Genomic DNA, 23,658 nt, shown 5'->3' with positions numbered 1-23,658 from the left:
TTCGTTGCGTGAGGTACTTATACCCCTACCGCTCATGCTCCTCTAGGCTCCCACCATCCAATCGGCACCCATGAGTCGAGGCAAAAGATGAGGAAAACGCTGATGAGTCCGGGCCAGTCGGCGCGTTGGTTCAAGCGCGAGGAGGGTATCAATGTCGGCTAGGAAGCTTTGGAGTGCGGCAGCGGTTGCTCTGGGCATCGGCGGCTTGGCTGTAGCTACCGGCCTGATGTGGCGACCTGCGATCGGCGCGATTGAAAGGCCTGCGGCCTTCGACCCCGCGCAGGTAGCGCGCGGCGCCGTTGTCGTAACAGCCGGCGACTGCGCAGTGTGCCATACGCGCCCTGGCGGCAAGTACCTGGCAGGCGGCCTGCCACTGGTCACGCCGTTCGGTACGCTCTACAGCACCAACATCACGCCCGATGCCACCACCGGCATCGGCACGTGGTCGCTCAAGGCATTCAAGCGTGCCATGCGCGACGGGGTTTCCAGAGACGGTCATTTTCTGTATCCGGCATTTCCCTACAAGCACTACCGCCTGCTCAGCGAAGAAGACCTGGCCGATGCCTACGCCTACCTCATGAGCGGCCCACCCGTGTACGAGCCGGCCACACCCAACCGCATGAAGTTCCCCATGAACATCCGCCCCTTGGTGTCGGGTTGGAATCTGCTGTTCCTGCACTCGGCGCCTTTCGCGCCGACGGCCGAGCAGTCGCAACCGTGGAACCGTGGTCGGTACCTGGTCGAAGGTGCAGGCCATTGTGGGGGCTGCCACACTCCCTTGAACTTCCTCGGCGCCGAAAAAGACAGCCTGGCACTCTCAGGTGGCGTGGTCGATGGCTGGCAAGCCCCTTCCCTGCTTGGCCTGGCCAGTCGCGAGAAGCCTTGGTCCGAGGCCCAGCTGGTGGATTATCTGCAGGCCAAGGTCGCAGACAGCCACGGCACGCCGGCCGGCCCGATGCGCCCGGTCAGCCAGGAGCTCGCGCGGCTGCCGCAGACCGACGTCGAAGCCATCGCGCACTATTTGCTGAGCCTGCCCGCGGGCGCTGCCAGGCCGAGCGCCGGTGGCGTCAGCACTGCGCTACCGGCGCAATCGGCCCGCTTGGGTCAGGACCTTTTCCAGGGTGCCTGCGCCGGCTGCCACGGCGCCGCAGCGCCGATGCGTGCCATCGATAGCAGGCCTGCACTGACCGCCACGTCTGCGGTGCTGGCCGCTGAACCACGCAACTTCATTAAGACGGTGCTCGAAGGCATCGCGCCCATGCCCGGTGAGCCGGGCCCTGCCATGCCGCCGTTCGCTGCCAGCCTGAACGACCAGCAACTCGCAGCACTGGCCCAATTCATCCGCCATCAGGCGAGCCCGGACCAGCCGTGGCTCGATGTGGACGCCACTGTTCGGGCACTGCGCCAGGAGACCCCATGAGTAACGTCAATCTCACCGTCAACGGCCAGGTGCACAGCCTGGATATCGATCCGGACATGCCGTTGCTCTACGCCTTGCGCAACCACCTGGCACTCAATGGCGCCAAATATGGCTGCGGGCTGGGCCAGTGCGGCGCCTGCACCGTCATCGTCGACGATAAACCGGTGTTTTCCTGCGTGACACCCTGCGCAGGTATGCAAGGGCGCAAGGTGCGCACCCTCGAGAGCCTGGGCACGGCAGAACGCCCCGGCCCCTTGCAGCAGGCCTTCATCGATACCCAGGCCGCCCAGTGCGGTTACTGCATCGCCGGGATGATCATGCGCGCCCAGGCCCTGCTGGAGAAAAATCCGCAGCCCGATGAGCAGACCCTTCGCGCCCACATGGCGACCAACCTGTGCCGCTGTGGTACTCACCTGCGGATCATCGAAGCCATCACCCGCGTCATCGAAAACGGTGGCCTGCATGGCTAACAGCGACTTCAGCCGCCGCGCGTTCCTTCAGGGCAGCAGCCTGCTGATGGCCTTCACGCTGATGCCGGCAGCACGCAAGGCTCTGGCCGATACCGAAGTGGATACGCTAGGTACTGTCGTGCTCGCCCCCGACCTGCCGGGGAGCCTGCGTACCAACCCTTATCTCGACGCCTGGATCAAGGTCGGCGCCGAAGGCATCACGGTGTACACCGGCAAGGTGGAGTTGGGCACCGGGGTGAAGACCGCGCTGCTGCAAATTGCGGCTGAGCGGCTGGACGTTCCCCCTGCCGCTATCACTTTTCTCACCGCCGATACGGCCCTGACCCCGAACGAAGGCTATACGGCCGGCAGCCATACGATCTTCGACAGCGGCACGGCGCTGTACAATGCGGCCGCGCAGGTTCGCCAGATGCTGATGGCGTCCGCCGCACGCACGTGGGGGGTGGACGTCGCCGCGCTGAGCACCGGCGATGCGATGGTCACTGCCCCGTCCGGTGCGCGCATGAGCTACGCCGAGGCGGTGGCCGGGGTGGACCTGCACCAGTACGCCACTGCCAGCTCGCCAGACATTTCACCCGAACAGTTCAAACTCATCGGCCATGCGCTGCCGCGGCTGGATATCCCTGCAAAGGTCACCGGCGGCGCAGCCTTTGTCCAGGACATGCGCTTGCCGGGCATGGTCCATGCCCGCTTGATCCGCCCCCCGCGCCCAGGCAGCCAGCTCACCGGCTTCGACAAGCGGGCCATCGAAGGCCTGCCAGGTGTGGTCAAGGTGATCGAGGACGGCAACTACCTCGCCGTGGTGGCCAAGGATGAGTGGCAAGCCGTCAAGGCCATGCGAGCGGGCTACGAGGCCGCGACCTGGGCCGGTGGCGACGTGATCCCCGACCAGGCCGTGATTCACCAGGTGCTGCCAAGGCTGCAGTCCAGGCGCTACCCGATCAAGCATGCCGGCGTTGCAGCGCCTTCCAGCGGCAAGACCTACCGTGCACGCGTCACCAAGCAGTACCTGATGCACGGCACAATTGGCCCGTCCTGTTCGGTTGCCTGGCTCAAGGACGGCCTGCTGACGGTGTGGACCCATACCCAGGGCGTGTTCCCCCTGCGGGCCGGCATCGCCGAGATGGTCGGCCTGCCGCCAGCCGCCGTCCGCTGCATCCATGTTGAAGGCGCTGGATGCTACGGGCATAACGGCGCCGATGACGCTGCGGCCGATGCAGCGCTGATCGCCATGCGCCTGCCAGGCGTACCCGTACGGGTGCAGTGGATGCGTGAACAGGAAAATCTCTGGGAGCCATACAGCTCGGCCATGCTCGCAGAACTGGAGGCCAGCCTGGGCAGCGACGGTCGGATCAACAACTGGACGTACCAGTTGTGGACCACCCCGCACAACGAGCGCATCACCAATGCCGGCCGCCTGGTGCCGGCGCGGATGCTGGCCCGGCCGTTCACCTCGATGCCGTCCGTGCCGATTGCCCAGCCCGAAGGGGATGGCGACCGCAACGCGATCCCCCTGTACGAAACGGGCGCAACCAGCATCGACATGAACTTCATCACCCAGATGCCGTTCCGGACTTCGGCGATGCGCTCGCTGGGGGCGCATATCAATGTCTTCGCCATCGAGGCCTGCCTGGACGAGCTGGCCGATCAGGCGGGGGTTGATGCCGTCGCGTTCCGCCTCAGCCACCTCACCGACCCCAGGGCTCGAGCGGTGGTCGCAAGGGCTCGGGACGAATTCGGCTGGCCACGCCGGTCGCCGGCTCCGGGAACCGGCATCGGCATGGGCTTCGCCCGCTACAAGAACATCATGGGCTACTGCGCAGTGGCGGTGGAAATCCAGGTGCATCCGCAAACCGGCGAGATCGAGATCCAGCGGGTGGTCACGGCGGTGGACGTGGGCCAGATCGTCAACCCCGACGGGCTTCGCAACCAGGTCGAAGGCGGCATCGTCCAGTCCAGCAGCTGGACGCTCTACGAAGCGCTGAGTTACGACGCCGGTGGGGTACGCAGCTACGACTGGAGCGGGTATCCGATCCTGCGCTTCCCGCAGCTTCCCAGACAGGTAGACGTGTACATGATCGATCAGCCGGGGCAGCCGTTTCTCGGCGCTGCGGAAATCGTCCAGGGCCCGATGGCAGCAGCCCTCGGCAATGCGGTGGCCGACGCCACTGGCCACCGCCGGCTTGCCTTGCCCCTTGCCCGCAAGGCGTGAGCAGGGGCAGCAGACGACCCGGGGCCAGCGCTTGAGAGGGTAACGTTAGATGCAACATCTTGATGTGACAGTGCTTGAGCAGGCGCTGGCCTGGGCTGACGAAGGGCAAACGGTATGGCTGTGCACGGTCCTGTCGACCTTCGGATCGGCGCCCAGATCACCCGGTGCAATGCTGGTGGCGGTGCAGAACGGCGCGCACAGCGGCTCGTTATCCGGCGGCTGCGTCGAGGAGGCGTTTCTCGAAGCACTGGGCCGTGGCGAGCACGCTGCCAACGTGCAAGTGGTCAGTTACGGGCGTACCGCTGAAGAGCGCAGCCGCCTGCAACTGCCCTGTGGCGGCAGCCTGGATGTGCTGGTCGAGCACAGACGGCCCACCGAGCAATGGCGCGCCCACTTGGGCCAGTTGCTGGATGCGCTGCGTGGCCAACATCGGTTGACACGGGTGATCGACCTTGAGAGCGGCCTGTGCAGCACCAGGCCCTACGCTGGCGGTGCCGACACCGTGGTGCGCAGCGCAGGCCATCTTGAGATCAACCTGGGCCCTGCCCTTCGCTTGCTGCTCGCCGGCCTTTCACCCGTGGCACAGGCTTGCGGGCAGTTCGCCAAGGCCCTGGGCTTCGAAGTGATCGCTTGCGATCCGCGCGAAGAGGCGGCCGCGATGCCGATCGAGGGGGTGACGCTGATTCCCGTGTTGCCCTCGCTGTATATCGCCAACGGCGGTTGCCACGAGGCCACTGCGGTGGTTGCGCTGACCCATGACCCGAAAATCGACGACCTCGCGTTGCTGGAGGCTGTGCACACCCCTGCTTTCTACATCGGTGCCATGGGCTCGAAGCGGACCTCGGAAAAACGTGCAGAGCGACTGCGGCGGATCGGCGGCTTGTCGCCTGCTGACATAGAGCGCCTGCACATGCCCATTGGCCTGGATATCGGCTCCAGGACCCCGGCCGAAATCGCCTTGTCGGTGATGGCCGATGTGCTGCGGGTCTACCGAGGTAAAGCGCGACGCGCGCTTTAGGTTCAGGCCCGATGTTTTGCGAGTTGCGCAATGCACTTGCTCCGCTTCTGCCGATTATCAGATTCGGCCCTGGCCATTAACCTCGTTTCAGCAAACAACCGCGACGCCGCTTCATCTCCAGGCAGCATTCACTGTCAACTTTAAAAGGAACCGAGCAATGACTGGCTATCTGTTCAATCCCATTCGCGTGGGCGCTGTGCAACTTCCCCACCGCATCGCGATGGCCCCACTGACCCGCTCGCGTGCCGGGCAACCGGGAAATGTGCCGACATCCATGGCTGCTGAATATTATGCTCAGCGCGCAAGCGCAGCCCTGATCATTACCGAGGCCACGCAAATCTCCCAGCAAGGGCAAGGTTACGCATGGACCCCGGGTATCCATACGCCTGAACAGATCCAGGCCTGGAAGCGGGTAAGCGATGCGGTACATGAACACGATGGCCGCATCTTCATGCAACTCTGGCACGTCGGGCGCGTTTCGCATCCCAGCTTTCAGCCAGGCAATGGGCTGCCTGTGGCCCCCAGTGCCATCGCAGCGCCTGGCAAGACATTCATCGTCGATGAAGCCGGCAATGGGGTCTGGGGTGATGTGCCGGTGCCGCGCGCCCTGGAGGTCGAAGAAATCGCCGGGATCATCGATGACTACCGCAACGCTGCGCTCAACGCCATCGAGGCCGGTATGGACGGTGTGGAAATCCATGCGGGCAACGGTTATCTGCTCGACCAGTTCATCAACAGCAACAGTAACCAGCGCAACGACCCATACGGCGGCACCTACCAGAACCGGGCGCGCCTGCTCCTGGCGATCGTCCAGGCTGTGGCGCAGGAGATCGGTGCAGACCGCGTCGGTGTGCGTCTTACCCCGATGGGGCGTTTCATGGGCATGGGAGACGACACGCCCATCGAGACCTTCAGCTACATCGTGGAATCATTGAATCGGTACGGGCTGGCCTATCTCCACCTGGTGGAGCCTGCAGTCGTCGGTACGGTCAGGGATGACGACTACGACCCTCGCTGGGACGAGATCATCCTCACGTTGAGGGACGCCTGGAAAGGCGTGTTGGTCATCGCCGGCGGCTATGACGCTGCGTCCGCAGAGAAAGCCATTCGGGACGGGCGTGCGGATGTCGTGGCGTTTGGTCGGCCGTTCCTGGCAAACCCGGATCTGCCACGGCGTATCCGGGAGGCTTTGCAACTCAACACACCCGACCCCAGTACATTCTTCGGCGGCAGCGAACACGGCTACATAGACTATCCGGCCCATCCGTAGGCGTGGAGACGGTAGGCGAGCGCCCCGCCGCCTACCGACAGGTTAGCGTTCAGGGCCGAACATGACTTCGGCACTGACCGCCTTGATACCGTGACCCGTCGACGGGCGCCTGATCGACGGTTTTTTGATGTCGATCAAGTTAGTGCAAGGCAGGTCCTTTTCAATGATTGAAGTGTGAGCCATTCCAACCATGGGTAGTTGGCGAGCAGCGAACACTCTGCGAATGCTGTAGCACGCAGTGAGTGCGCGGCCTCCACGTCCACATCACTTCGGGGATGAAAGCATCATGGGCTCCGACAAAAAGGCCTCCAGCAATCGACTCGCGAAGGCCGAACCTGCCTCGCAGTTCCGCACCCGCGAAGAGCGCATCGCCAACGGACAACAGCTGCGTAACGACACCCCTCGCGAAACACATGCCATCTGGAAATCGCCCGGCCGCCAGCGCGATGTCATGGCCATCCTGGAAAAGTCCAACCGTGGCCGCCTCAAGGAACTGGTGCCAATCCGCTACGGACGCATGCTGCGCAGCCCCTTCACCTTCCTGCGCGGCTCAGCCGCGCTCATGGCCCATGACCTGGCCAAGGGCCCCAATATCGGCGTCAAGGTGCAGGCCTGCGGCGATTGCCACCTGCTCAACTTCGGCCTTTTCGCCACCCCCGAACGCAACCTGGTGTTCGACCTCAACGACTTCGACGAAACCCTGCCGGCGCCTTGGGAATGGGATATCAAGCGCCTGGCCGTGAGCTTCGCGGTGGCCGCGCGCGACAATGGCATCTCCGACACCGTTGCACGCGACACGGCCATCGCCTGCGTTTGCGCCTACCGCGAGAATCTGCGCGTCTATTCGAAAATGAGCCCGCTGGAGGTCTGGTATTCGCGCCTGGACACCCAGACGCTGCTGGAGATGGCGCCAGACGACAAGGTCCGCAAGTTCCGCCAGCAGTTGATCGACCGCGCCCACGAGCGGGTGGTGGAAAACACCTTCCCGAAAATCGCTGAGCAGGTCGCCGGCAATCCACGCATCGTCGACCAACCGCCGATCATTCACCATGTCGCCGAGGCCGACTTCATGGACCGCGTGCAGGAGAACCTGGCCGACTACCGTGGCAGTCTTTCCGATGAACGCCGTGTACTGTTCGACCGCTACCGCATGGTGGACGCTGCGCTGAAGGTCGTGGGCATCGGTAGCGTCGGCACTCGCTGCTTCATCGTGCTGATGTTCTCCGAAGGCAATGCCCCACTGATCCTGCAGTTCAAGGAGTCCTGTCGCTCGGTGCTAGCGCCGTATGCGGGCAGGAGCCAGTACCACAACCAAGGGCAACGGGTGGTCATGGGCCAGCGCCTGATGCAGTCCTCCAGTGACATCTTCCTCGGCTGGACGCGCAGCCACCGCGGACGCGACTATTTCGTCCGCCAGCTACGCGACATGAAGCTGTCCGTCCCGGTCGAGAGCGTCACTGCCCACCAGCTGGAGCGCTATGCCGACATCTGCGGTTTGACTTTGGCGCGCGCGCACGCCAAGTCCGGCGACGCCGCAACCATCAGCGGTTACCTGGGCAAGGGCGACGCCTTTGACCGGTCCGTGGGCGACTTCGCCCTGCTGTATGCAGACCAGACAGCCCGCGACCATGCGCTACTGGTCAAGGCAGCGCACAGCGGACGCGTGCAAGTGCTGGTTGAGGAGGAATGAGAAATGGCCGAAACCACTGCGCGCAAAAGATTCCACCTGCCCGTTCTGCAAGGCTTGCTGCCGTTAGACCTGAAGCAGATTCCCGCTGAAGTTGTCGCCGGTCTCACCCTGGCAGCACTGGCGATCCCAGAGGTCATGGGTTACACGAAGATTTCCGGTACACCCGTCGTTACCGGGCTCTATACCATGCTCATCCCGACGGTGTTGTTTGCCCTGTTTGGCTCGTCACGACACTTGGTAGTTGGCGCCGACTCGGCGACCGCAGCAATTCTTTCGGCAGCACTGGTCGGACTCGCAGCGACTGGCACGGATGAATACCTGGCGCTTGCCCAATTGCTTGCACTGATGGCTGCCGGCCTGTTGATTCTGGCCCGACTGGTGCGCCTGGGATTCATGGCGGACTTCCTGTCGCGCACCGTGCTCGTAGGCTTTTTAACAGGCGTAGGCATTCAAGTCGCGCTCGGACAGTTGGAGGGAATGCTTGGCTTGCAGGAAGCGGGCCATGGTGTGCTGGGTAAGCTCTGGTCAACGTTGCAACGGCTGAATCAGCTCAACGGACAGGCAATTGCCGTGGCCCTGCTGGTGCTGGTCGTGATTCTCGGGAGCCGGAAACTGTCCCATAAAATTCCTGGAGCGCTGATTGCCGTCGTTGGTGCGATTACGCTCAGTTGGCTGCTGAACTTCGCCGCCTATATGCCAGTCCTTGGCACGGTACCTGGCGGGCTTCCGCACATCGGGATACCCAATGTGCCATGGAGCCTGGATCTGCTGAGCCGGCTGCTGCCAACGGCCTTTGCCATGTTCGTGGTGATTCTTGCGCAAAGCGCTGCCACCTCGCGCGCCTATGCCAGCCGCTATAACGAGGCCTTCAGTGAGGACACCGATTTGGTCGGTTTGACGCTGGCCAATGTAGGGGCCGCGCTGTCGGGGACTTTCGTGGTCAATGGCAGCCCGACCAAGACGCAGATGGTAGATAGCGCAGGCGGGCGCAGCCAACTGTCGCTATTGGTGACCGCGCTGATTGTACTGATGGTGCTGCTGTTCCTTACGGCGCCCTTGGCTTACATGCCGGAATCGGTCCTGGCAGCCGTCGTGTTCATGATCGGCATCGAGCTGACCGACTTCAAAGGCCTGAAGAATATCTATGTGGAGCGCCGCAATGAGTTCTGGGTTGCCCTGATTACCCTCTTGACTGTGGTGTTCGTCGGGGTGAAACAGGGCATCATTCTGGCGATGGTGCTGTCGATCATTGACCATCTGCGCAGAGGCTATCATCCGAAGAACGTGCTGCTGGCATCTACCGATGCAGGCAAGCTGCACCCCGAAGTCTTGTCCAGTGGCGCCCAGGCACGACCTGGCCTGCTTATCTACCGCTTCACCCACAGCATGTACTACGCCAATACCCGCCAATTGGCTGAAGAAGTCACCCAACTGGTCGCCCAGGCAGTATCTGGATTGCGCTGGTTCTGCATCGACTGTTCGGCGGTCGATGATGTCGACTATTCGGCAGCCGAAATGATCCGCAGCCTCGCTGCCACGCTGAAGGCTCAGGGCGTACGCATGGTGCTCGTCAACGTCATGCCGGATGTTGCAAGCAGTTCGCAATACAACATCAAGCAACTACTGGGTGAGGATGCAATATTTCCGCGGTTTGACGACCTGCTGAGTGCGTACGAGCTGCAAACCCAGGCATCCCGGTGACCTTCACCTCACTTGCAACGTGAGATTTACCGTAAACGGTCGACAGTCGCTAAGCGCTACTGAACCGAAGGCGACGGGTAGAGACCGGCAAGCCGGGCGATAAGGACGCCAACGTAGAAAACGCCTGTGAACTCTTCGACCATGACTAATGAACGGGCGTTATTGGTCAATGGCACAACATCACCGAACCCGGTGGTGGTCAGGGTCGTGAAGCTGAAATAGATCAGTTTGAAAAGCGTGCCGGGCTGCGTGAAATCGAGCAGGCCAGGGCCGAATGAAGAGGTCTTCGAAAGCTCGGTCACAGCGTAAATGAACGACCAGGCCAACGCGATCATGATATAGCCCGCGAGCGCACCGTGCAGTTTGTCAGCGGTAATTTGCCCCCGCTTGAGCACATAGCGAAGAACCCCTGCGATCGTGATGATCAAAGACACCGCATACGTTATCCCGGCAAGCTTCAGGATGGTCAGATTCACCGTCCACAATGCCGTCCATTGAAGGCTGATACCCAGCACTGCCAGGCCCAGTTTGAGGCTGAATGCTCGCTGAGTCTGCGGGGTAGCGAAAGCGCCCACGAGCAATACACCCGAGAACATGACACCGAGCAGCGTACGCGCTATCAGCCCTTCCTCCAGGTGCGGGAACACGAGGATCAGGCCAATCAAAAGAAGCAACAGATTGGTGCACGGCCCCACACCCAGGATCATCTGGGCCAGGTCTGCGTCAGACGCTGTCTTGTCTTTCGGATTTTCCATACAGTCTTCCTGGCGCACGTACCACCGCTCGCAACAGGGGGAGGTGCGGTGGCCCAGATTTGAAAGGGCAGGTGCAAGTGAGTCTAGTCAGAAGTGAGCGCGCCGGTTGCCTCAGGCCAGGGGCAGCGACAAGGTGGCAGCCAATCCGCCAGTGACACGGTTTTCGAGATGCACGTGGCCGCCAAGCCGGTCGATGATGGTGGTCACGATGGACAATCCAAGGCCGGCCCCATTGGGGCTGTTACGGCTGTAGAAACGCTCGAAAACGCGCGACAACTGCGCCTCTTCGATACCCGGCCCCTCATCTTCGACGATCAGTTCGAAGCGATTGTCCAGACGCCTGAGCAGCACCGTGATGCGCCCACCGGGTGGCGAGTGCTCCACCGCGTTGGAAACCAGGTTCTGCAGGGCGATCGTCAGCGCACCGGCATCGACGGCCAGATGATGATCCCCTTCGCCAATATCCAGCGAAGGCTCCAGGCCACGGTCCAGTATCCAGGGGGTCAGCTCGGCCATGGTCTCGGTCACCACCTCGGCAAGGTCGACCGGAGCGGTAGCGCGTTGCCCCAGGCGAGGCTCGACACGGGCCAGGGTCAGCAGTTGATTGACCACCCGGGTCAAGCGGTCGACCCCGCCAATGACAAAACCCAAGGCCTTGTGACGCTCCGCCTCGTGGCTGGCCTCGAGCGCGTTCTGCGCGTGCAGGCGCAGTACCGCCAGCGGCGTACGCATCTCATGGGCGGCATCGGCAATGAAGCGATGCTCACGCCGCAGCAAGTCCTCGATCTGCGCCAACAGGCGGTTGATGGCCGCCTGCATGGGCTCAAGCTCCGATGGCAGAGGTACCAGTTGCAGCGGTTCCAGCGAATTGGCGTGCCGCCCACGGATGACATTGGCCATGTTCTGCAACGGCCGCAGCCCCCAGCCAATGGCGGCCCAGACCAACAGCGCCAGGGCCAGGCTGCCGAGCAGGAAGGGGAACAAGGTGTGGCGTACGATCCGGTCGATCAGGTCGTAACGCACATCGTCACGCTCGCCGACCCAGATCACCCAGTTCTTTTCCGGTACCGGCAAGACGAAACCGCGCCATTGCTTGTCGCCACTGGCAAAGTCGTAGAAACCCGGGGCGCTCGGCAACGGATCAAGCCGGGGGGCACTCGGCGTATGCACCAGCAGCACACCACCCTCCCCCCAGACTTGAAATGCCAGCTTGCTTTCGTAAGGGTGGCCGACCCGACTGCGACCGGCTTGCCCCAACGCTTCGTTGAACGCGCGGAACATGGCCTCACGCGCGTCATCCTGCACTGGCATGCTCATGACACCCTGCAGCAAACGCGCGTTCTGGGCGAGGTGCGCGTCATACACTTCGTTAATTTCATGGCGGCTGTCGTGGTAGTTGTAGAGCACCAGCAGGCCAGTGCCGACCAACAACAGGAACATCACCCGCCAGAGTGTGCGTTGGCGCAGCGAACTCATGCCTTGCCCTCGACCAGATAGCCAATACCGCGGACCGTGCGGATCAGGCCATTGAAGAGTTTCTTGCGCAGGTGGTAGATGTTCACCTCCAGCGTATTGCTCTCGGGCTCCTCATCCCAGCCGTACAGCAGCTGGGTCAGGCGTTCGCGGGTGAAGACCTTGCCAGGTTGGGCCAGCAACTCATGCAGCAGTCGATACTCCTTGGGGGTCAGGATGACTTCCACACCGTTGTAGTGCACTTGCTGGGTGGCAGGGTCGAGGCTGACACCGGCATGTTCGATCAGCACCGTCGCACGCCCGGCGCTGCGCCGCAGCAAGGCCCGCAAACGGGCCTTCAGCTCGTTGAGGTCGAAAGGCTTCACCAAGTAATCATCGGCGCCTGCGTCCAGGCCGGTGATGCGATCATCGAGGCTATCGCGCGCGGTGAGGATCAACACCGGCAGGCTGTTGCCCCCTGCCCTCACCCGGCGCAGCAGTTCGATGCCATCCAGGCGCGGCAAGCCAAGGTCCAGAATGACCAGGTCGAACACCTCATGCTGCAACGCATGCAAGCCACTCACGCCATCACGCAGCCAATCGAGCGTGTAGCCCGCCTGGCGCAAGCCGTCGCAGATGCCCTCACCCAGCGCGGTATCGTCCTCAACCAGCAGCAGCCGCATGTTCAGTCCTGTTTGTCCTTGATGGCCTTGAGTAAAGCATCGATATCGGCACGCCGGCCCTGGTCAGCAAGCTCACGCCCTGGCCGGGGCGGCGCCTGCAAGGCTTTGTGCAAGGCGGCGATGGCTTCAGGGTAGCGCTTTTGCCGATACAGATGATCGCCCCAGAAGTAGTTGCTGTCGATCCCGTTGGGGTTGATCTGCAGGGCTTGGCGCAGCATCTTGTCGGCCATTTCACTGTCACCAAAACCGATCGGCCAGCCTGGCACCTGGTCGTAGAGCGTGCCCAAACTGGTGTAGGCCGAGCCTTGCAGGGCGTTGGGGTCCAGCTTCATGGCCTGCTCCAGGCTGGCTTTGGCCGCCTTGACCTTGCCCAGCGCGCCCAGGCCGCCGACGGCGCCTGCCCAGCTGCTGTTGATGATGCCCTCCCAGATCAGGGGCTCAGGCGTGCCGGGGTACTGATGCACGAACGCCGTGGCATCAGCGGCCAGCTTTTCGAACGCATCGGCACGTTTTTCCTTGGGTAACTGGTACTGGATCTGCGCCCAGCGCTGTTGCAGATCGCTCAGGTGTTGCGTGCCTGCGGTGTCCAGTGCCCAACTGAAGGGGGCGAATGCCAGCAAGCTGGCGATGAACAGACGCTTCATTTGTTCGACTCCTTGGAATGGCCACCGATGTAGCGGCGAATAACCGGCAGTTGCTTGCGCAGCGCACGGTCGACAACCCCCGGCAACATGCCGTTGATGCGTACGAAGAGCTTCTCTGGCCAACCCAGGTACAGTTCGCTGCGCTCGGACTGCACGGCCTGGAGCACGGCACGGGCGACATCGGCAGGATCGTCCATGCCGACTTTCAGCGCCTGGTTGAGCGCCGTTGCGGCACTGCTGTTCATGGCTGTGCGGGTGGCCCGCGGCGCGGCATACAGCACATTCACCGTGGTGTCGGCCAACTCGCGCCGCAGCGCTTCGGAGAACCCCCGCAGGGCAAATTTGCTGGCGCAATAGGTGGCGTAACCGGGGTAGCCGATCGAGCCATAGGTGGACCCGACATTGACCACCAGCGCCTTGGGTTGCTCGCGCAGCAGCGGCAGGCAGGCGCGGGTCAGCTGCAGGGGTGCCTTGAGGTTGATGTCCAGCAGCTCGTCCAGTGCGTGTTCATCCAGCTGGTCGAGCAAGGCGAACCGGTTTACCCCGGCGGCGTTGATCAACACATTGAACCCACCCATCTCCCGGGCCCGGCTGACGACCTGCTCGCGGCCTTGCGAGGTACGCAGGTCGGCGGTCTGCCAGCGCAGGCGGTCCGGATAACGGTTCATCAGGCCCGCCAGCTTGCCCAGGTGCCGGCTTACCGCCAGCACCCTGGCCCCGGCCGCGCACAGTTGCTCGGCCAGCTCCAGCCCGATGCCACCACTGGCGCCGGTCAATACCACCACCGACTCAGGCAAGCGCATGTTGCACCTCGGCCTGGCCCGCACGCGGCAAGCCTTCGAACATCTCGGTGTACAACCGGTACACCACCTTGGCGGCGTGTATCACCGCCTGATGGTCATCGACTTCGTCCAGCCGGTCCATCAGCCGCTTGTAGGTGACCATGTGCTCCTGGTCCAGCGCACCGTGGGAGCTGAGGTAGCTGAACGCGCTGTCCGGCAGCCCCAGGCTGCTCTGGATCGAACCTGCGGCATGGGTGGCCAGGGCGATGCTGGTGCCCTCGAGGACGTTGACCATGCCGAACAGCCCCACCGGGTTGCCCCGGGCAATGAGGTCGTACAGGTAGGCGACCATCAGCTCGATCGGCAATGCCGGCCGGCCGTCACGCACCGCCTCCCAGTCACCGCCACAGGCCTTGATATCGTTGAGGATCCACTGCTCGTGGCCGTATTCCTCCTCGATGTACTCGCAGACGGCGCCGCGCAACCATTCCAGGCGCGAAGGCAAACGCGCGCCGCAGGCCATCATCAGCGGCACGGTGTGGCGCACATGGTAGTAGGCCTGGGTCAGGAAGGCGATGTAGCTGTCCCGGCTGACCTGGCCGGCCAAGGCTTCACGAATCACCGGCACCGCGAACAGGGCCTGGCGTTCGTGGCTGGTTTGCAACTGCAGGGTGTCGAAAAATGACATGACGGACCTCACAACAGAATGTCGGACAACAGGGTGTGATAACGCTGCAGGATCGCCTCGCGTCGCGGGCGGCCATTGGCGGTCAGGGTGCCTTCGCCGGGCGTCAGCGGGCCTGGCAGGCGCCGCCAGGCATGCACCCTGGCGTAGTCAGGCAAGGTGGCATTGCTGCACTGCACGGCCTGCTCGATGGCCTCGTCGCAGGCTTCGGGGTCAAGCGGCCAAAGCAATGCCAGGTTGCGTGCAAGCCCTTCGCCGTGCACGAACGCCTGGGCAATCACGCCACTCTGGGTCAGCTCGGCTTCCACCCATTCGGGGTTGACGTTGCGCCCGAAGCTGGTGATGAACTGGTGTTTCTTGCGCCCGTTCAGATACAGATAGCCGTCGTCATCGAAGTAACCCAGGTCTCCGGTGGCCCACCAGTCCGACGAGGCAGGGGCTTCCCCCAGGTAGCCAAGCAGCACGGAACCGTTAACCAGTACCTCGCCATCCTCGGCGATGCGCACCTGAACATGGGGCAATGGCCGGCCGACGCTGCCTCGACGCATCGCCCCCGGGCGGTTCAGTGCCACCACCGAGGCACACTCCGACAACCCATAGCCCTCGAAAACCGGCAAGCCGATGGCCTCGGCCCGCGCCAGCAGGCTGGGCGATACCCGTGCCCCGCCGACCGCGACGAAGCGCAGTGGGCCAACCCGCATCAGCCCCCGCTCGATCGCCGTGACCAGGCCCATCAACAGCTGCGGCACCAGGATCAGGCTCTGCGCGCCGCTCAAGGCAATGGCCCCGAGCAAGCGCTTGAAATCGACCTGGCTGGCGCCGCCCATACCCAGTTGCGCCTGCGGGTAGAGCAACACGCTGGCGCCTGCCATGAGTGCGGCGTAAACGCCCAGGTTTTCCAGCAGTACGCCCAGCGGCAACACCGCCAGGTAGCGCTGGGGCTCGCTAGGCCGGCTGGCCAGCTGCAGTTCATGCGCGACACGCAGCATGGCATCGGCGCCCAGGCAAACGCCTTTGGGCGTACCCGTGCTGCCAGAGGTATAGGTGACCTTGGCGGTGCCCTCAGGCAGCACCACCGGCGCTGCCAGATCGCGCGTCCAGAATGCCTCCTGCTGCACAAAGCCCAGCTGGCTGAACACACCCTCCCAGGCAGGCTGGCAAAGCACCAGGCTTGCGCCGCACTGTTCGATGCAGTGGTGCACCTGCGCCGTACTGAAGAACGTTGGCACGATCACGCAGGCGCGCTCCGAAACCAGTGCCGCCAGGTCCCAGAACAGCAGTTCAGGGCCGTTATCCAGCGCCAGGGCCAACACGCCAGGGGGGTGCGCGCTCAAGGCCTTGGCGCGCAGCCAGACCTCGGCCAGCAATTGCTTGTAGGTGAACCGCTCATTGACGCCCTCCACGGCCAGCGCATCGCCGCGCTCACGGCCGAGGGCAAGCAGCAACTGCTTGAAACGCTCCAGCTCATGCGGCATGGCCGGCCTCCTTGTTCAGCGCAGGCAGCCCAAGGCGCCGGAACACGCCTGCCGACTCCAGGCGCTCGAAGCCATGCTGGATATTGCCGACGAACACCTGCGGATGCTGGTCGTAATAGTGCCCCCAATGCTGCGCCGACTCGTCCAGGCGGGCGGGGTCGGCCTGGGCCACCACCGTCGGCACCAGCCCCAGGCGCTGGAAACTGTTGATCAGTGTCGATGCGCCGGTGAACGCCACCCACTGCAACCCCCGAGTGGCAAGCAGCCAGGTCACGGTGGTGATCATGATCCGGGCGCTGCCGGCGCTGAGCGAGGCCAAGTTGCCAACCTCGACCATGCACTCGCGCCCCAACGTCACGCCCGCCACTCTGGAAACCGCGTTTTCCAGGGGCTCATCCAGATAGCCCTCGAGAAACAGCGGCCCGCTACTGGCTGGGCGCATCCCGGCCGCCGCCATCAGCCGCCCATGATGGTCGCGCAGGGCCAGTAGCTCCGGCAGGTAGTGGTGGACGTCGGCCTGGTGTACGTTGGCGAAACACTGATGAATGAAGTGCTCCAGCTCGCCACGCCCCTGATCGTCCTGCAGGTGCAGGGATAAATGGGCGTGGTGCTCAGCATGGGTGCCGATGGGTAATGGGAGCAGGCTGCTCCATAGGGTTTGAGTCATGAAGCTCCCCCCGACTGGGTTGGTCAGGGCGAGTATCCGTGGCGAATCTGAAGGGAATCTGAAGACCCATGCATACAGGCAGGCCGCCTGCAGACGCGGGCGCATCGATCAACATCAAACGCCGGCCGTTTCAAGCCTGGCGGCTTTTGCCAAGCGCCTCCAAGCCATTGAACAACGCCATCCCAGCCAGCATCGCAGCGACGAACAGCCAGCCTTGCCAAAAGCCGCCGGCCAGCAGCACCAGGGCCGGCCCCGGGCACACCCCGGCAAGCCCCCAGCCTATGCCAAAGACCAGGCTGCCGCCGACCAGGCGACGGTCGATGTCACGCCGGGCAGGCAACTGCATTGCGCCGCCGAACAAGGCCACAGGGTGCCGACGCGCCCAGGCCATGGGCAGCAAAGCAGCTCCGATGGCGCCCACCATGACCAGTGCCAGCGACGGGTCCCACTGCCCGGCGAGGTCGAGAAACCCCAGTACCTTGGTGGGGTTCGCCATGCCCGACAGCAACAACCCCATGCCGAACAGCAACCCCGCGATGAATGCGCTGATGCGGGTCATTTCAGGCTCCTTGGAAAAGGTGGCGAACCACGAAGACGGTGGCAAAGCCGGCCACCATGAAGCACAACGTCGCCACCGCCGAGCGCGGGGACAGGCGAGACAGGCCGCACACCCCATGGCCACTGGTGCAGCCACTGCCATAGCGGGTACCCAGGCCCACCAGAAGCCCCGCGACCATGAGCAACCAGGGGCCCGTACTGAAATGCACCGGCGGCATCGCCGAGAACACTCGCCACAACAGTGGCGCCGCAATGATGCCCAGCAAGAACGACAGCTTCTCGCCTCGCCCTTCCCCCTCGCGCTGCAACAGCGAGCCAAGCAGGCCACTGATGCCGGCAATGCGCCCGTTCGCCACCACGAACAGCCCGGCGGCCAGGCCGATCAGTCCTCCGCCTGCCAATGCCGACCACGGCGTGAAGGCAGCCATATCAACAAACATCCCAGTGCTCCCTATCGAACTGCAGAAATGAACCGACTCTATCTTAGCGCTGTGCTTGCCGGTCGCTCGCTTGTCACACCCTCATTCTCGAACGCGCTGCCCCAGCCGCCGCGCCCCCGGCAAGGCACTCACGCCGTGCAATACCACGCTGAGCATGACGCACGCGATGGTACAGGCGATGATCGTAGCCCCCTCTTGCAACGGCGTATCCAGTATCAACACCGCGAAAACGATGGAAGCCAGACCCCGGGGCCCGAACCAGCCTATGAACAAGCGGCTCTCGGCGCTGAGTGTGCTCCCCGCCAGGCTGATCCAGACGGGCAGCATGCGCACCAGCGACAGGCTTGAGAGTGCGTAAAACCAGACGGAGGGCGCCATGATCTGCGAAGCCTTGGGCGCCACGTAGGCACCGAACACCACCCAGGTCAGCAGCGACAGCGCTTCACCGCATGACTCAGCGGTGGCCAGCAACGGCCGCGTTTCCCGGTTGAACAGGTAACCTGTCAGCAACCCTGCGCAAAATGCGGCGATGAAGCCGCTACCCCCCAGTGCCTGGGCGCAGGCGAAGCTCAGTAATGCCAGCGCGGGCATCACCAATTGCTGCCAGGCCTCGATCTGCAGGCAATGGCGTTGCGACAGACGTAACAGCCCGCCCACCAACAGCGCAAGCGCCGCCCCCGTGAGAACACCGATACCCAACTCCTCCAGGAAGAAATAGCCCGCCAAGGCAAAAGGCATCGTCGAGTGAGCCTCCATCAACAATGCCAACAGCAAGAGCAGTACCGGCACGCAGATGCCGTCATTCAACCCGCTTTCGACATTCAGGCTCTCGCGCACATTGGCCGGCACCTCGGGGTTGCTCACAACCGCCTTGCCAAGGGCGGCATCGGTCGGCGCCAGTATCGTCGACAACAGCGCCATCTCCAGCCAGGGCATCTGCGGGAACAGCAGCCAAGCGGCAAGCCAGCCTGCAATCAACGTCAGCGGCAGCCCCAGGGTCAGCAGGCGCAGCGGCAGGCTACGGGATTGACGCAATTGGGCCAGGTCGGCCTTGGCGGCATCGTTGAACAGCACGATTGCGAGGGTAAGCTCGGCCAGCAAGCGAAGATCGTTGCGGTCCAGCGAAAGGTTCAACAGCCCAAGCCCGGAGGGACCTGCCGCCAGGCCCGCCAGCAGGAACAACAGCGGCCCATTAACCGGTTTGGATTCAAGCGCGCCGGCCAGGCTGGCGTACAGCACCAGCAAGGCGGCCAGAACAGCCAGGTTCTGATACATGGCCACGCCTCCGGATCAAAAGCGTATGTACGAACGCTATCACTGCACGTGCAACGCGACGATCTGAAAGGTGGCAGAAGTTATCCTAAGTCAACTATGCAGGTAATAAAGCGCCGCCGATGCCGGCAACGGCCATGTCCCACGCGTCAAGAACGAAAAATCTCGAACGGCTCCACGCGCAATACCTTGCAAATACCCAGGTAACTGGAGGTGCCGGCAATCAATGAAACCAGGCCAAACGTCAGGCCCAGGTTCCAGAAGGTCACAATGGCGGCGTAATTGGGCAGGTACGATCGCACCAGCACAATCACACCCGTCATCAGCCCAACGCCCAATCCATACCCGGTCAATGCGCACGAGATCGCCATGAACAGAATCATCAGTACCAGATCCTGGGCTTTCGCCCCCATGGCCTTGAGTGCCGCGAACTTGTCCAGGTTCTCGAGGATGAAACTGTAGAACGTCTGTCCTGAGATGGATAAACCCACCAGGAAGCTGATCAGTGTCATCAGCAGGATATTGGTACCCACGCCCGTCTGGTAGATGTAGTAATCCGCGATCCGCTGGTTGAACTGGGCCTTGGTCAGCGCGAGATAGCCCAACTGGGCGACCTCCTGGCGAATTTGCATGGCCCCAGGCGCAGTTCTCGGCTTGACCAGAATGTAGGAAATCGTGAATCGCGCAGTCGGTATGTATTCGATGGCTCGCCGGTAGGTGGTGTAGAGGGTCGGGACGCCGATCAGCCCGCTGGACAACACCTTGGCGATGCCGACCACGGTGCCGCGATGATCATTGAGTTCGAACTCGGTGCCTAGCGTGGGGCTGCCGAGCTTGCTGAACTCCGAGTCATGAACGACGATGAAGGCGTTTTCGCCGTAGAGCGCCTCGATGGCGCCCTGCTCCAGCTCCGGGCGCCCATAGAGGCTGGTATCGTCCAGCCCCACCACACTGACGATCTGGTAGGTGCCATCGGCCAACCGGGCCTGGGCATTGCCGATGAACACCGGCACGGCATACTCCACCTGCTCCATGCTGCGCACCGCATCCAGCAGATAGTCCGGCAACGCAATGACCGCAGTCGGCGTGTTGACCGCCGGATCCATCACCCATATCGGCGCACCGATGTTGGTGACCGTCGAATAGGCCCTGGTCAGAATGCCGGCAAACATGGCCGTCATCTGCATCATCAGGAATACCGAGAACGTCAAGCCGACCAGCAGCGCGGAAAACTTGGCCCGGTCGTTGACCAACAGCTTGTAGCCGATGCGCAGGATCCCTGCATATTTCATGGCGCCTCTCCCCCGCTGCCGACTTGAGGCGCATGCCACCAACCACCACCGAGCGCGACGTACAACGCGACCGTGTCTTGGCGCCGCTGAGCTGAAGCATCGAGCAACAACATGTTGGCCTGTTGCAATTGCACATCGGCGACCAGCACATCGACGTAGGGCACCAGCCCTGCCCGGTAGCTGGCCTGCACCGCTTGCAGCGCCGCTTCAGCCGCCGCGGCTGACTCGCTGCGTTTTTGCAGAGCCACAGCGTCCAGTTGCAAGGCGTCGAGCACATCCGCGACCTGCGCAAATGCTGACAGCACGACTTGCCGGTAGGAAGCAGCGGCCTGCCGATAGGCCTCCCGGGCTGCCTCACGGCCAAACCACAGTCGCCCACCTTCGAACAGCGGAATATCGATGGAGGGGCCAATCGACCAGAAGCGTTTCGAAAACAGCGAGCTCATGGCAGTGCCGGCCGTACCGTACTGCGCCGACAGCGTGACACTGGGAAACATCGCGGCAGTGGCCACCCCGATGTCGGCGCTGGCCTGATGCAACTGCGCTTCGGCCACCCGTATGTCGGGACGTTGACGCACCAGGGCCGAGGGCAAACTGACCGGTAAGTCGTGCGGTAGCGACAAGCTGCCCAAGCTGATATCAGGCAGCAGCATCTGGTTCGGTGCCGAGCCCCCCAATAGCGCCAGCAGATGACCCGATTGGGTATACCGTTGCTTCAGCTCAGCCAGCTGCGCCTGGTTGGTCGCGATCAGGCTTCTGAGGCTGGATTGCGCCGAATCGGCGAGTGTGCCGCTGCGAACCTGCACCTGGGTCACCTCCAGTTGCTGTTGCTGCAAGGCTATCAGTTGCTCGGAGGCCTGCATTTGCGCCGCATAAGCCGCACGGGCTATGGCGGTGTTGACCACGTTCGCTGTCAGGGCAAGAAACGCAGCGCGCAGGCGATCGGCCTGCACATCGACCTGTGCTTGCAGGCCCTCCACTGCCCGCCGTTCACCGCCGAACACATCGAGCGCATAGCTGACCGTGCCACTGAGGGTCACAACATTGAATATCGAATCCGCCGTGGCAAGTCCCGGCTGCCCGGCGTTGCCCTGCTGACGAGATCCGGCAAAACGACCGCTCACTTGCGGGTAGTAGACACCCTGACCGGCCTTCAGCAGGTCCTGACTCTGCCGCAGGCTGGCTTCAGCCGCCCGCAGGCTGGGATTGCGGGAAATGGCTAGCCTAACCACAGCATCCAGGGCGGGCGAGCGGAACAGTGTCCACCAGTCCCATTGCAGGTCGCCACCAGGCACGAAACCCTGGCTCTGCCCCTGCGCTTCGATCGGGTTGGCAAGGGTGCCCTGCCAATACAGCTGTCGATCAGGGGCCTCAGGCGGCTTGAAGTCGGGCCCGACTGTGCAACTGGCGATCAGCAGCAGCGCACACGGCGACCCAGCGCATGCGGCCTGTAGCCTGCGTCGCAAACGGCTCATGGTGTTTTCCGGCTGATGAAAACGTCCACCAGCTGTCCTGGATAGACCGGGGGCAGTGCCTTGCTGTCAAAGCGAAAAAGCACAGGCAGCACCCGAAGATCCACCCGTTCCTGCCGTTGATTGGACAGCTCGATCTTGGGCGTGACATAGGGCTGAACCCGCACGAACTCCAGCGGTACCCTGATGTGCGTCCCGCGCACGGTCATCTCGGCCTGGATCAGGTCAACAGGCGGCAATTTGCCGATCAGTATCTCATCGACGTAACAACGCACCACCAGGCGATCCTGCGCGCTGGTCATCACCAGCAAGGGGTTGAAGCCTTGAGTGTGGATGCTGTAGGCCCCCTGCGGCGATACATAGCTGCCTACGGCACTGTTGATGGTGACCACAATGCCGTCGCTGGGCGCCTTGATCACATAGCGGGCCAATTCGGCGGCAGCGGCCTTGAACGCGGCCTGGGCCTGGGCGGCCTGGTTCTTTGCGGTGTCCAGGGCGTCCTTGCTGATCGACCTGGCATCAATGCCATAGGCGGCCAGGCGTTTGGCATACTGGTCGCGGGCAATGGCCAGGTTTGCCTGCGCCAGCTCAAGGTTTGCCCGAGGCACAGCGTCATCCAGGGTCACCAACGGCGAGTCACGGCTTACCGCCTGCCCTTCATGCACCAGGATGCGGGTTACCGGGGCCGCTACCTGGGGGAAAATGACGATATCGCTCCCCCCGGCCTGCTCACTCTCGATGATGCCATTGGCATAGATGGCCGCCTGGAAACTGCTGCTGGCGGGAGGGAACGCCGGCGGCAATGGGCGAGGCGTGCGTGCAAACAGAAACGCTGCGATCAACCCGGCCACTACACCCAGCGGAGCCAATGCCAACAGCCAGGGCCTTTTCACGGCCGCACCCGGTCACTTTCCATGACCCGGCCATCCTCCATATGCACGATTCGATCGGCATAGCGTTCGATGCGGGTGTCATGGGTGACGATCAGTACGCAGCAGCGTGGGCTAAGCACATGCTCCCTGACAAAGGCGATGATGAGTTTGCCGGTGTCACCGTCAAGCGATGCCGTTGGCTCGTCCAGAATGAGCAGGCCAGGCTGGCCAACCATCGCCCGTGCAATGGCCACCCGTTGTTGTTCGCCGCCAGACAGTTTTGCTGGCGTCAGCTCAGCACGTTCGGCAAGCCCGACAATGCCCAGCACTTGCCGGGCTGCGGCAAGTGCCGTGCGCCAAGGCTGATACCTGAGGATCAGCGGAATCGCCACGTTCTCGGCACAGGTGAGTTTGCTGAACAGGTGATAGTCCTGGAACACGAAACCGAACTGCTGCAGCCGCAATTCGGCCAATTGGTTGGCATCCAGGGCCCAGATGTCCTGGCCATTGATGACGACGCTGCCAGTGTCGGGGCGCAAAATGCCCGAGAGCATGCTCAACAGCGTGGTCTTGCCGCTGCCTGAAGGCCCCACGATGTAGACCATTTCGCCGAACCGCACGCTCAATGTCACGTCGTCGACGGCTTTGATGCGAGCAGCGTCATCACCAAACCACTTGCTCAAGCCCTTTGCGGCAATGGCGGGACCCGCAACAGTATCAAGCGTGCTCTCGGCCATCATGCTCTCCCATCAAGCATTGCGGGCTCCCGTACCCTGACCGTAATCCGCCCTTGGGCCGCCTGTTTGACCTGGATCAGAACCGACGTTC

At 62.9% G+C, this 23,658-nt stretch carries 22 protein-coding genes; 7 read left to right on the top strand and 15 right to left on the bottom strand.

The genetic code is table 11. From position 1 onward, the window contains the following. Positions 1–151: 151 nt before the first annotated feature. The 7 genes from F6X59_RS22880 (at position 152) to F6X59_RS22850 (ending at position 9,781) form a co-directional block, all read left to right on the top strand. Positions 152–1,420 carry a cytochrome c gene (locus F6X59_RS22880; protein ID WP_152958259.1) on the top strand — a complete coding sequence of 423 codons (1,269 nt, stop codon included), beginning with the start codon at positions 152–154 and terminating at the stop codon, positions 1,418–1,420. Beyond that, positions 1,417–1,890 carry a (2Fe-2S)-binding protein gene (locus tag F6X59_RS22875; RefSeq protein WP_152958258.1) on the top strand — a complete coding sequence of 158 codons (474 nt, stop codon included), beginning with the start codon at positions 1,417–1,419 and terminating at the stop codon, positions 1,888–1,890. Before F6X59_RS22880 ends, F6X59_RS22875 begins: the two co-directional genes overlap by 4 nt. Continuing rightward, a complete protein-coding gene (locus F6X59_RS22870; RefSeq protein ID WP_152958257.1) occupies positions 1,883–4,102 on the top strand; it encodes a molybdopterin cofactor-binding domain-containing protein in 2,220 nt (739 codons plus the stop codon). Before F6X59_RS22875 ends, F6X59_RS22870 begins: the two co-directional genes overlap by 8 nt. A gap of 49 nt (positions 4,103–4,151) precedes the next feature. Further along, on the top strand, positions 4,152–5,120 hold the full coding sequence (locus tag F6X59_RS22865; protein WP_152958256.1) for an XdhC family protein: 969 nt from the start codon (positions 4,152–4,154) through the stop codon (positions 5,118–5,120). 157 nt (positions 5,121–5,277) lie between these two features. Then, a complete protein-coding gene (locus tag F6X59_RS22860; RefSeq protein WP_152958255.1) occupies positions 5,278–6,390 on the top strand; it encodes an alkene reductase in 1,113 nt (370 codons plus the stop codon). A 286-nt stretch (positions 6,391–6,676) separates the two neighbouring features. Further along, positions 6,677–8,080 (top strand): DUF2252 domain-containing protein, encoded by a 1,404-nt coding sequence (locus tag F6X59_RS22855; RefSeq protein ID WP_152958254.1) that lies wholly within the window; start codon positions 6,677–6,679, stop codon positions 8,078–8,080. A 3-nt stretch (positions 8,081–8,083) separates the two neighbouring features. Beyond that, positions 8,084–9,781 carry a SulP family inorganic anion transporter gene (locus tag F6X59_RS22850; protein WP_152958253.1) on the top strand — a complete coding sequence of 566 codons (1,698 nt, stop codon included), beginning with the start codon at positions 8,084–8,086 and terminating at the stop codon, positions 9,779–9,781. 56 nt (positions 9,782–9,837) lie between these two features. Here the strand turns inward: F6X59_RS22850 and F6X59_RS22845 are convergent, their stop codons facing one another. From F6X59_RS22845 to F6X59_RS22775, 15 genes are all read right to left on the bottom strand, one after another. Beyond that, positions 9,838–10,536: an ion channel gene (locus tag F6X59_RS22845; RefSeq protein WP_152958252.1), complete on the bottom strand. Its 699-nt coding sequence runs from the start codon at positions 10,534–10,536 to the stop codon at positions 9,838–9,840. Between the two features lie 111 nt (positions 10,537–10,647). Then, on the bottom strand, positions 10,648–12,012 hold the full coding sequence (locus tag F6X59_RS22840) for an ATP-binding protein (RefSeq protein WP_152958251.1): 1,365 nt from the start codon (positions 12,010–12,012) through the stop codon (positions 10,648–10,650). Next, the gene (locus F6X59_RS22835) at positions 12,009–12,671 is read right to left on the bottom strand and encodes a response regulator (protein WP_152958250.1); all 663 of its coding nucleotides are present in this window, start codon (positions 12,669–12,671) and stop codon (positions 12,009–12,011) included. The genes F6X59_RS22840 and F6X59_RS22835 overlap by 4 nt, the downstream gene beginning before the upstream one ends. A gap of 2 nt (positions 12,672–12,673) precedes the next feature. Then, positions 12,674–13,315: a hypothetical protein gene (locus F6X59_RS22830; RefSeq protein WP_152958249.1), complete on the bottom strand. Its 642-nt coding sequence runs from the start codon at positions 13,313–13,315 to the stop codon at positions 12,674–12,676. Next, complete coding sequence (locus F6X59_RS22825; RefSeq protein WP_152958248.1) at positions 13,312–14,118, bottom strand: SDR family oxidoreductase; 807 nt, start codon at positions 14,116–14,118, stop codon at positions 13,312–13,314. The genes F6X59_RS22830 and F6X59_RS22825 overlap by 4 nt, the downstream gene beginning before the upstream one ends. Then, positions 14,105–14,785, bottom strand: coding sequence for a TenA family transcriptional regulator (locus F6X59_RS22820; protein ID WP_152958247.1), 681 nt, complete (start codon positions 14,783–14,785; stop codon positions 14,105–14,107). Before F6X59_RS22820 ends, F6X59_RS22825 begins: the two co-directional genes overlap by 14 nt. 8 nt (positions 14,786–14,793) lie before the next feature. After that, complete coding sequence (locus F6X59_RS22815) at positions 14,794–16,257, bottom strand: AMP-binding protein (protein WP_152958246.1); 1,464 nt, start codon at positions 16,255–16,257, stop codon at positions 14,794–14,796. Further along, positions 16,247–16,924: a thermostable hemolysin gene (locus F6X59_RS22810; protein ID WP_152958245.1), complete on the bottom strand. Its 678-nt coding sequence runs from the start codon at positions 16,922–16,924 to the stop codon at positions 16,247–16,249. Before F6X59_RS22810 ends, F6X59_RS22815 begins: the two co-directional genes overlap by 11 nt. A 130-nt stretch (positions 16,925–17,054) precedes the next feature. Beyond that, positions 17,055–17,483, bottom strand: coding sequence for a DUF6691 family protein (locus F6X59_RS22805; protein WP_152958244.1), 429 nt, complete (start codon positions 17,481–17,483; stop codon positions 17,055–17,057). A 1-nt stretch (position 17,484) separates the two neighbouring features. Then, complete coding sequence (locus tag F6X59_RS22800) at positions 17,485–17,922, bottom strand: YeeE/YedE family protein (RefSeq protein WP_152958243.1); 438 nt, start codon at positions 17,920–17,922, stop codon at positions 17,485–17,487. 81 nt (positions 17,923–18,003) lie between these two features. Beyond that, positions 18,004–19,197: a cation:proton antiporter gene (locus F6X59_RS22795; protein WP_152958242.1), complete on the bottom strand. Its 1,194-nt coding sequence runs from the start codon at positions 19,195–19,197 to the stop codon at positions 18,004–18,006. Positions 19,198–19,343: 146 nt separating this feature from the next. Continuing rightward, positions 19,344–20,486: an ABC transporter permease gene (locus tag F6X59_RS22790; protein WP_152958241.1), complete on the bottom strand. Its 1,143-nt coding sequence runs from the start codon at positions 20,484–20,486 to the stop codon at positions 19,344–19,346. Next, positions 20,483–21,961, bottom strand: a complete 1,479-nt coding sequence (locus F6X59_RS22785; RefSeq protein WP_152958240.1) for an efflux transporter outer membrane subunit — start codon at positions 21,959–21,961, stop codon at positions 20,483–20,485. Before F6X59_RS22785 ends, F6X59_RS22790 begins: the two co-directional genes overlap by 4 nt. Next, the gene (locus tag F6X59_RS22780) at positions 21,958–22,851 is read right to left on the bottom strand and encodes a biotin/lipoyl-binding protein (protein WP_372240494.1); all 894 of its coding nucleotides are present in this window, start codon (positions 22,849–22,851) and stop codon (positions 21,958–21,960) included. The genes F6X59_RS22785 and F6X59_RS22780 overlap by 4 nt, the downstream gene beginning before the upstream one ends. Beyond that, the gene (locus F6X59_RS22775; RefSeq protein WP_256669397.1) at positions 22,848–23,513 is read right to left on the bottom strand and encodes an ABC transporter ATP-binding protein; all 666 of its coding nucleotides are present in this window, start codon (positions 23,511–23,513) and stop codon (positions 22,848–22,850) included. The genes F6X59_RS22780 and F6X59_RS22775 overlap by 4 nt, the downstream gene beginning before the upstream one ends. Positions 23,514–23,658: the final 145 nt, after the last annotated feature.

The sequence above is a fragment of the Pseudomonas sp. MN1F genome, assembly GCF_009391885.1.
In the GTDB taxonomy this organism is placed as follows: Bacteria; Pseudomonadota; Gammaproteobacteria; order Pseudomonadales; family Pseudomonadaceae; genus Aquipseudomonas.
The sequence above is the reverse complement of the archived record's forward strand: the minus strand, read 5'-3'. Positions and strand labels throughout refer to the sequence as shown.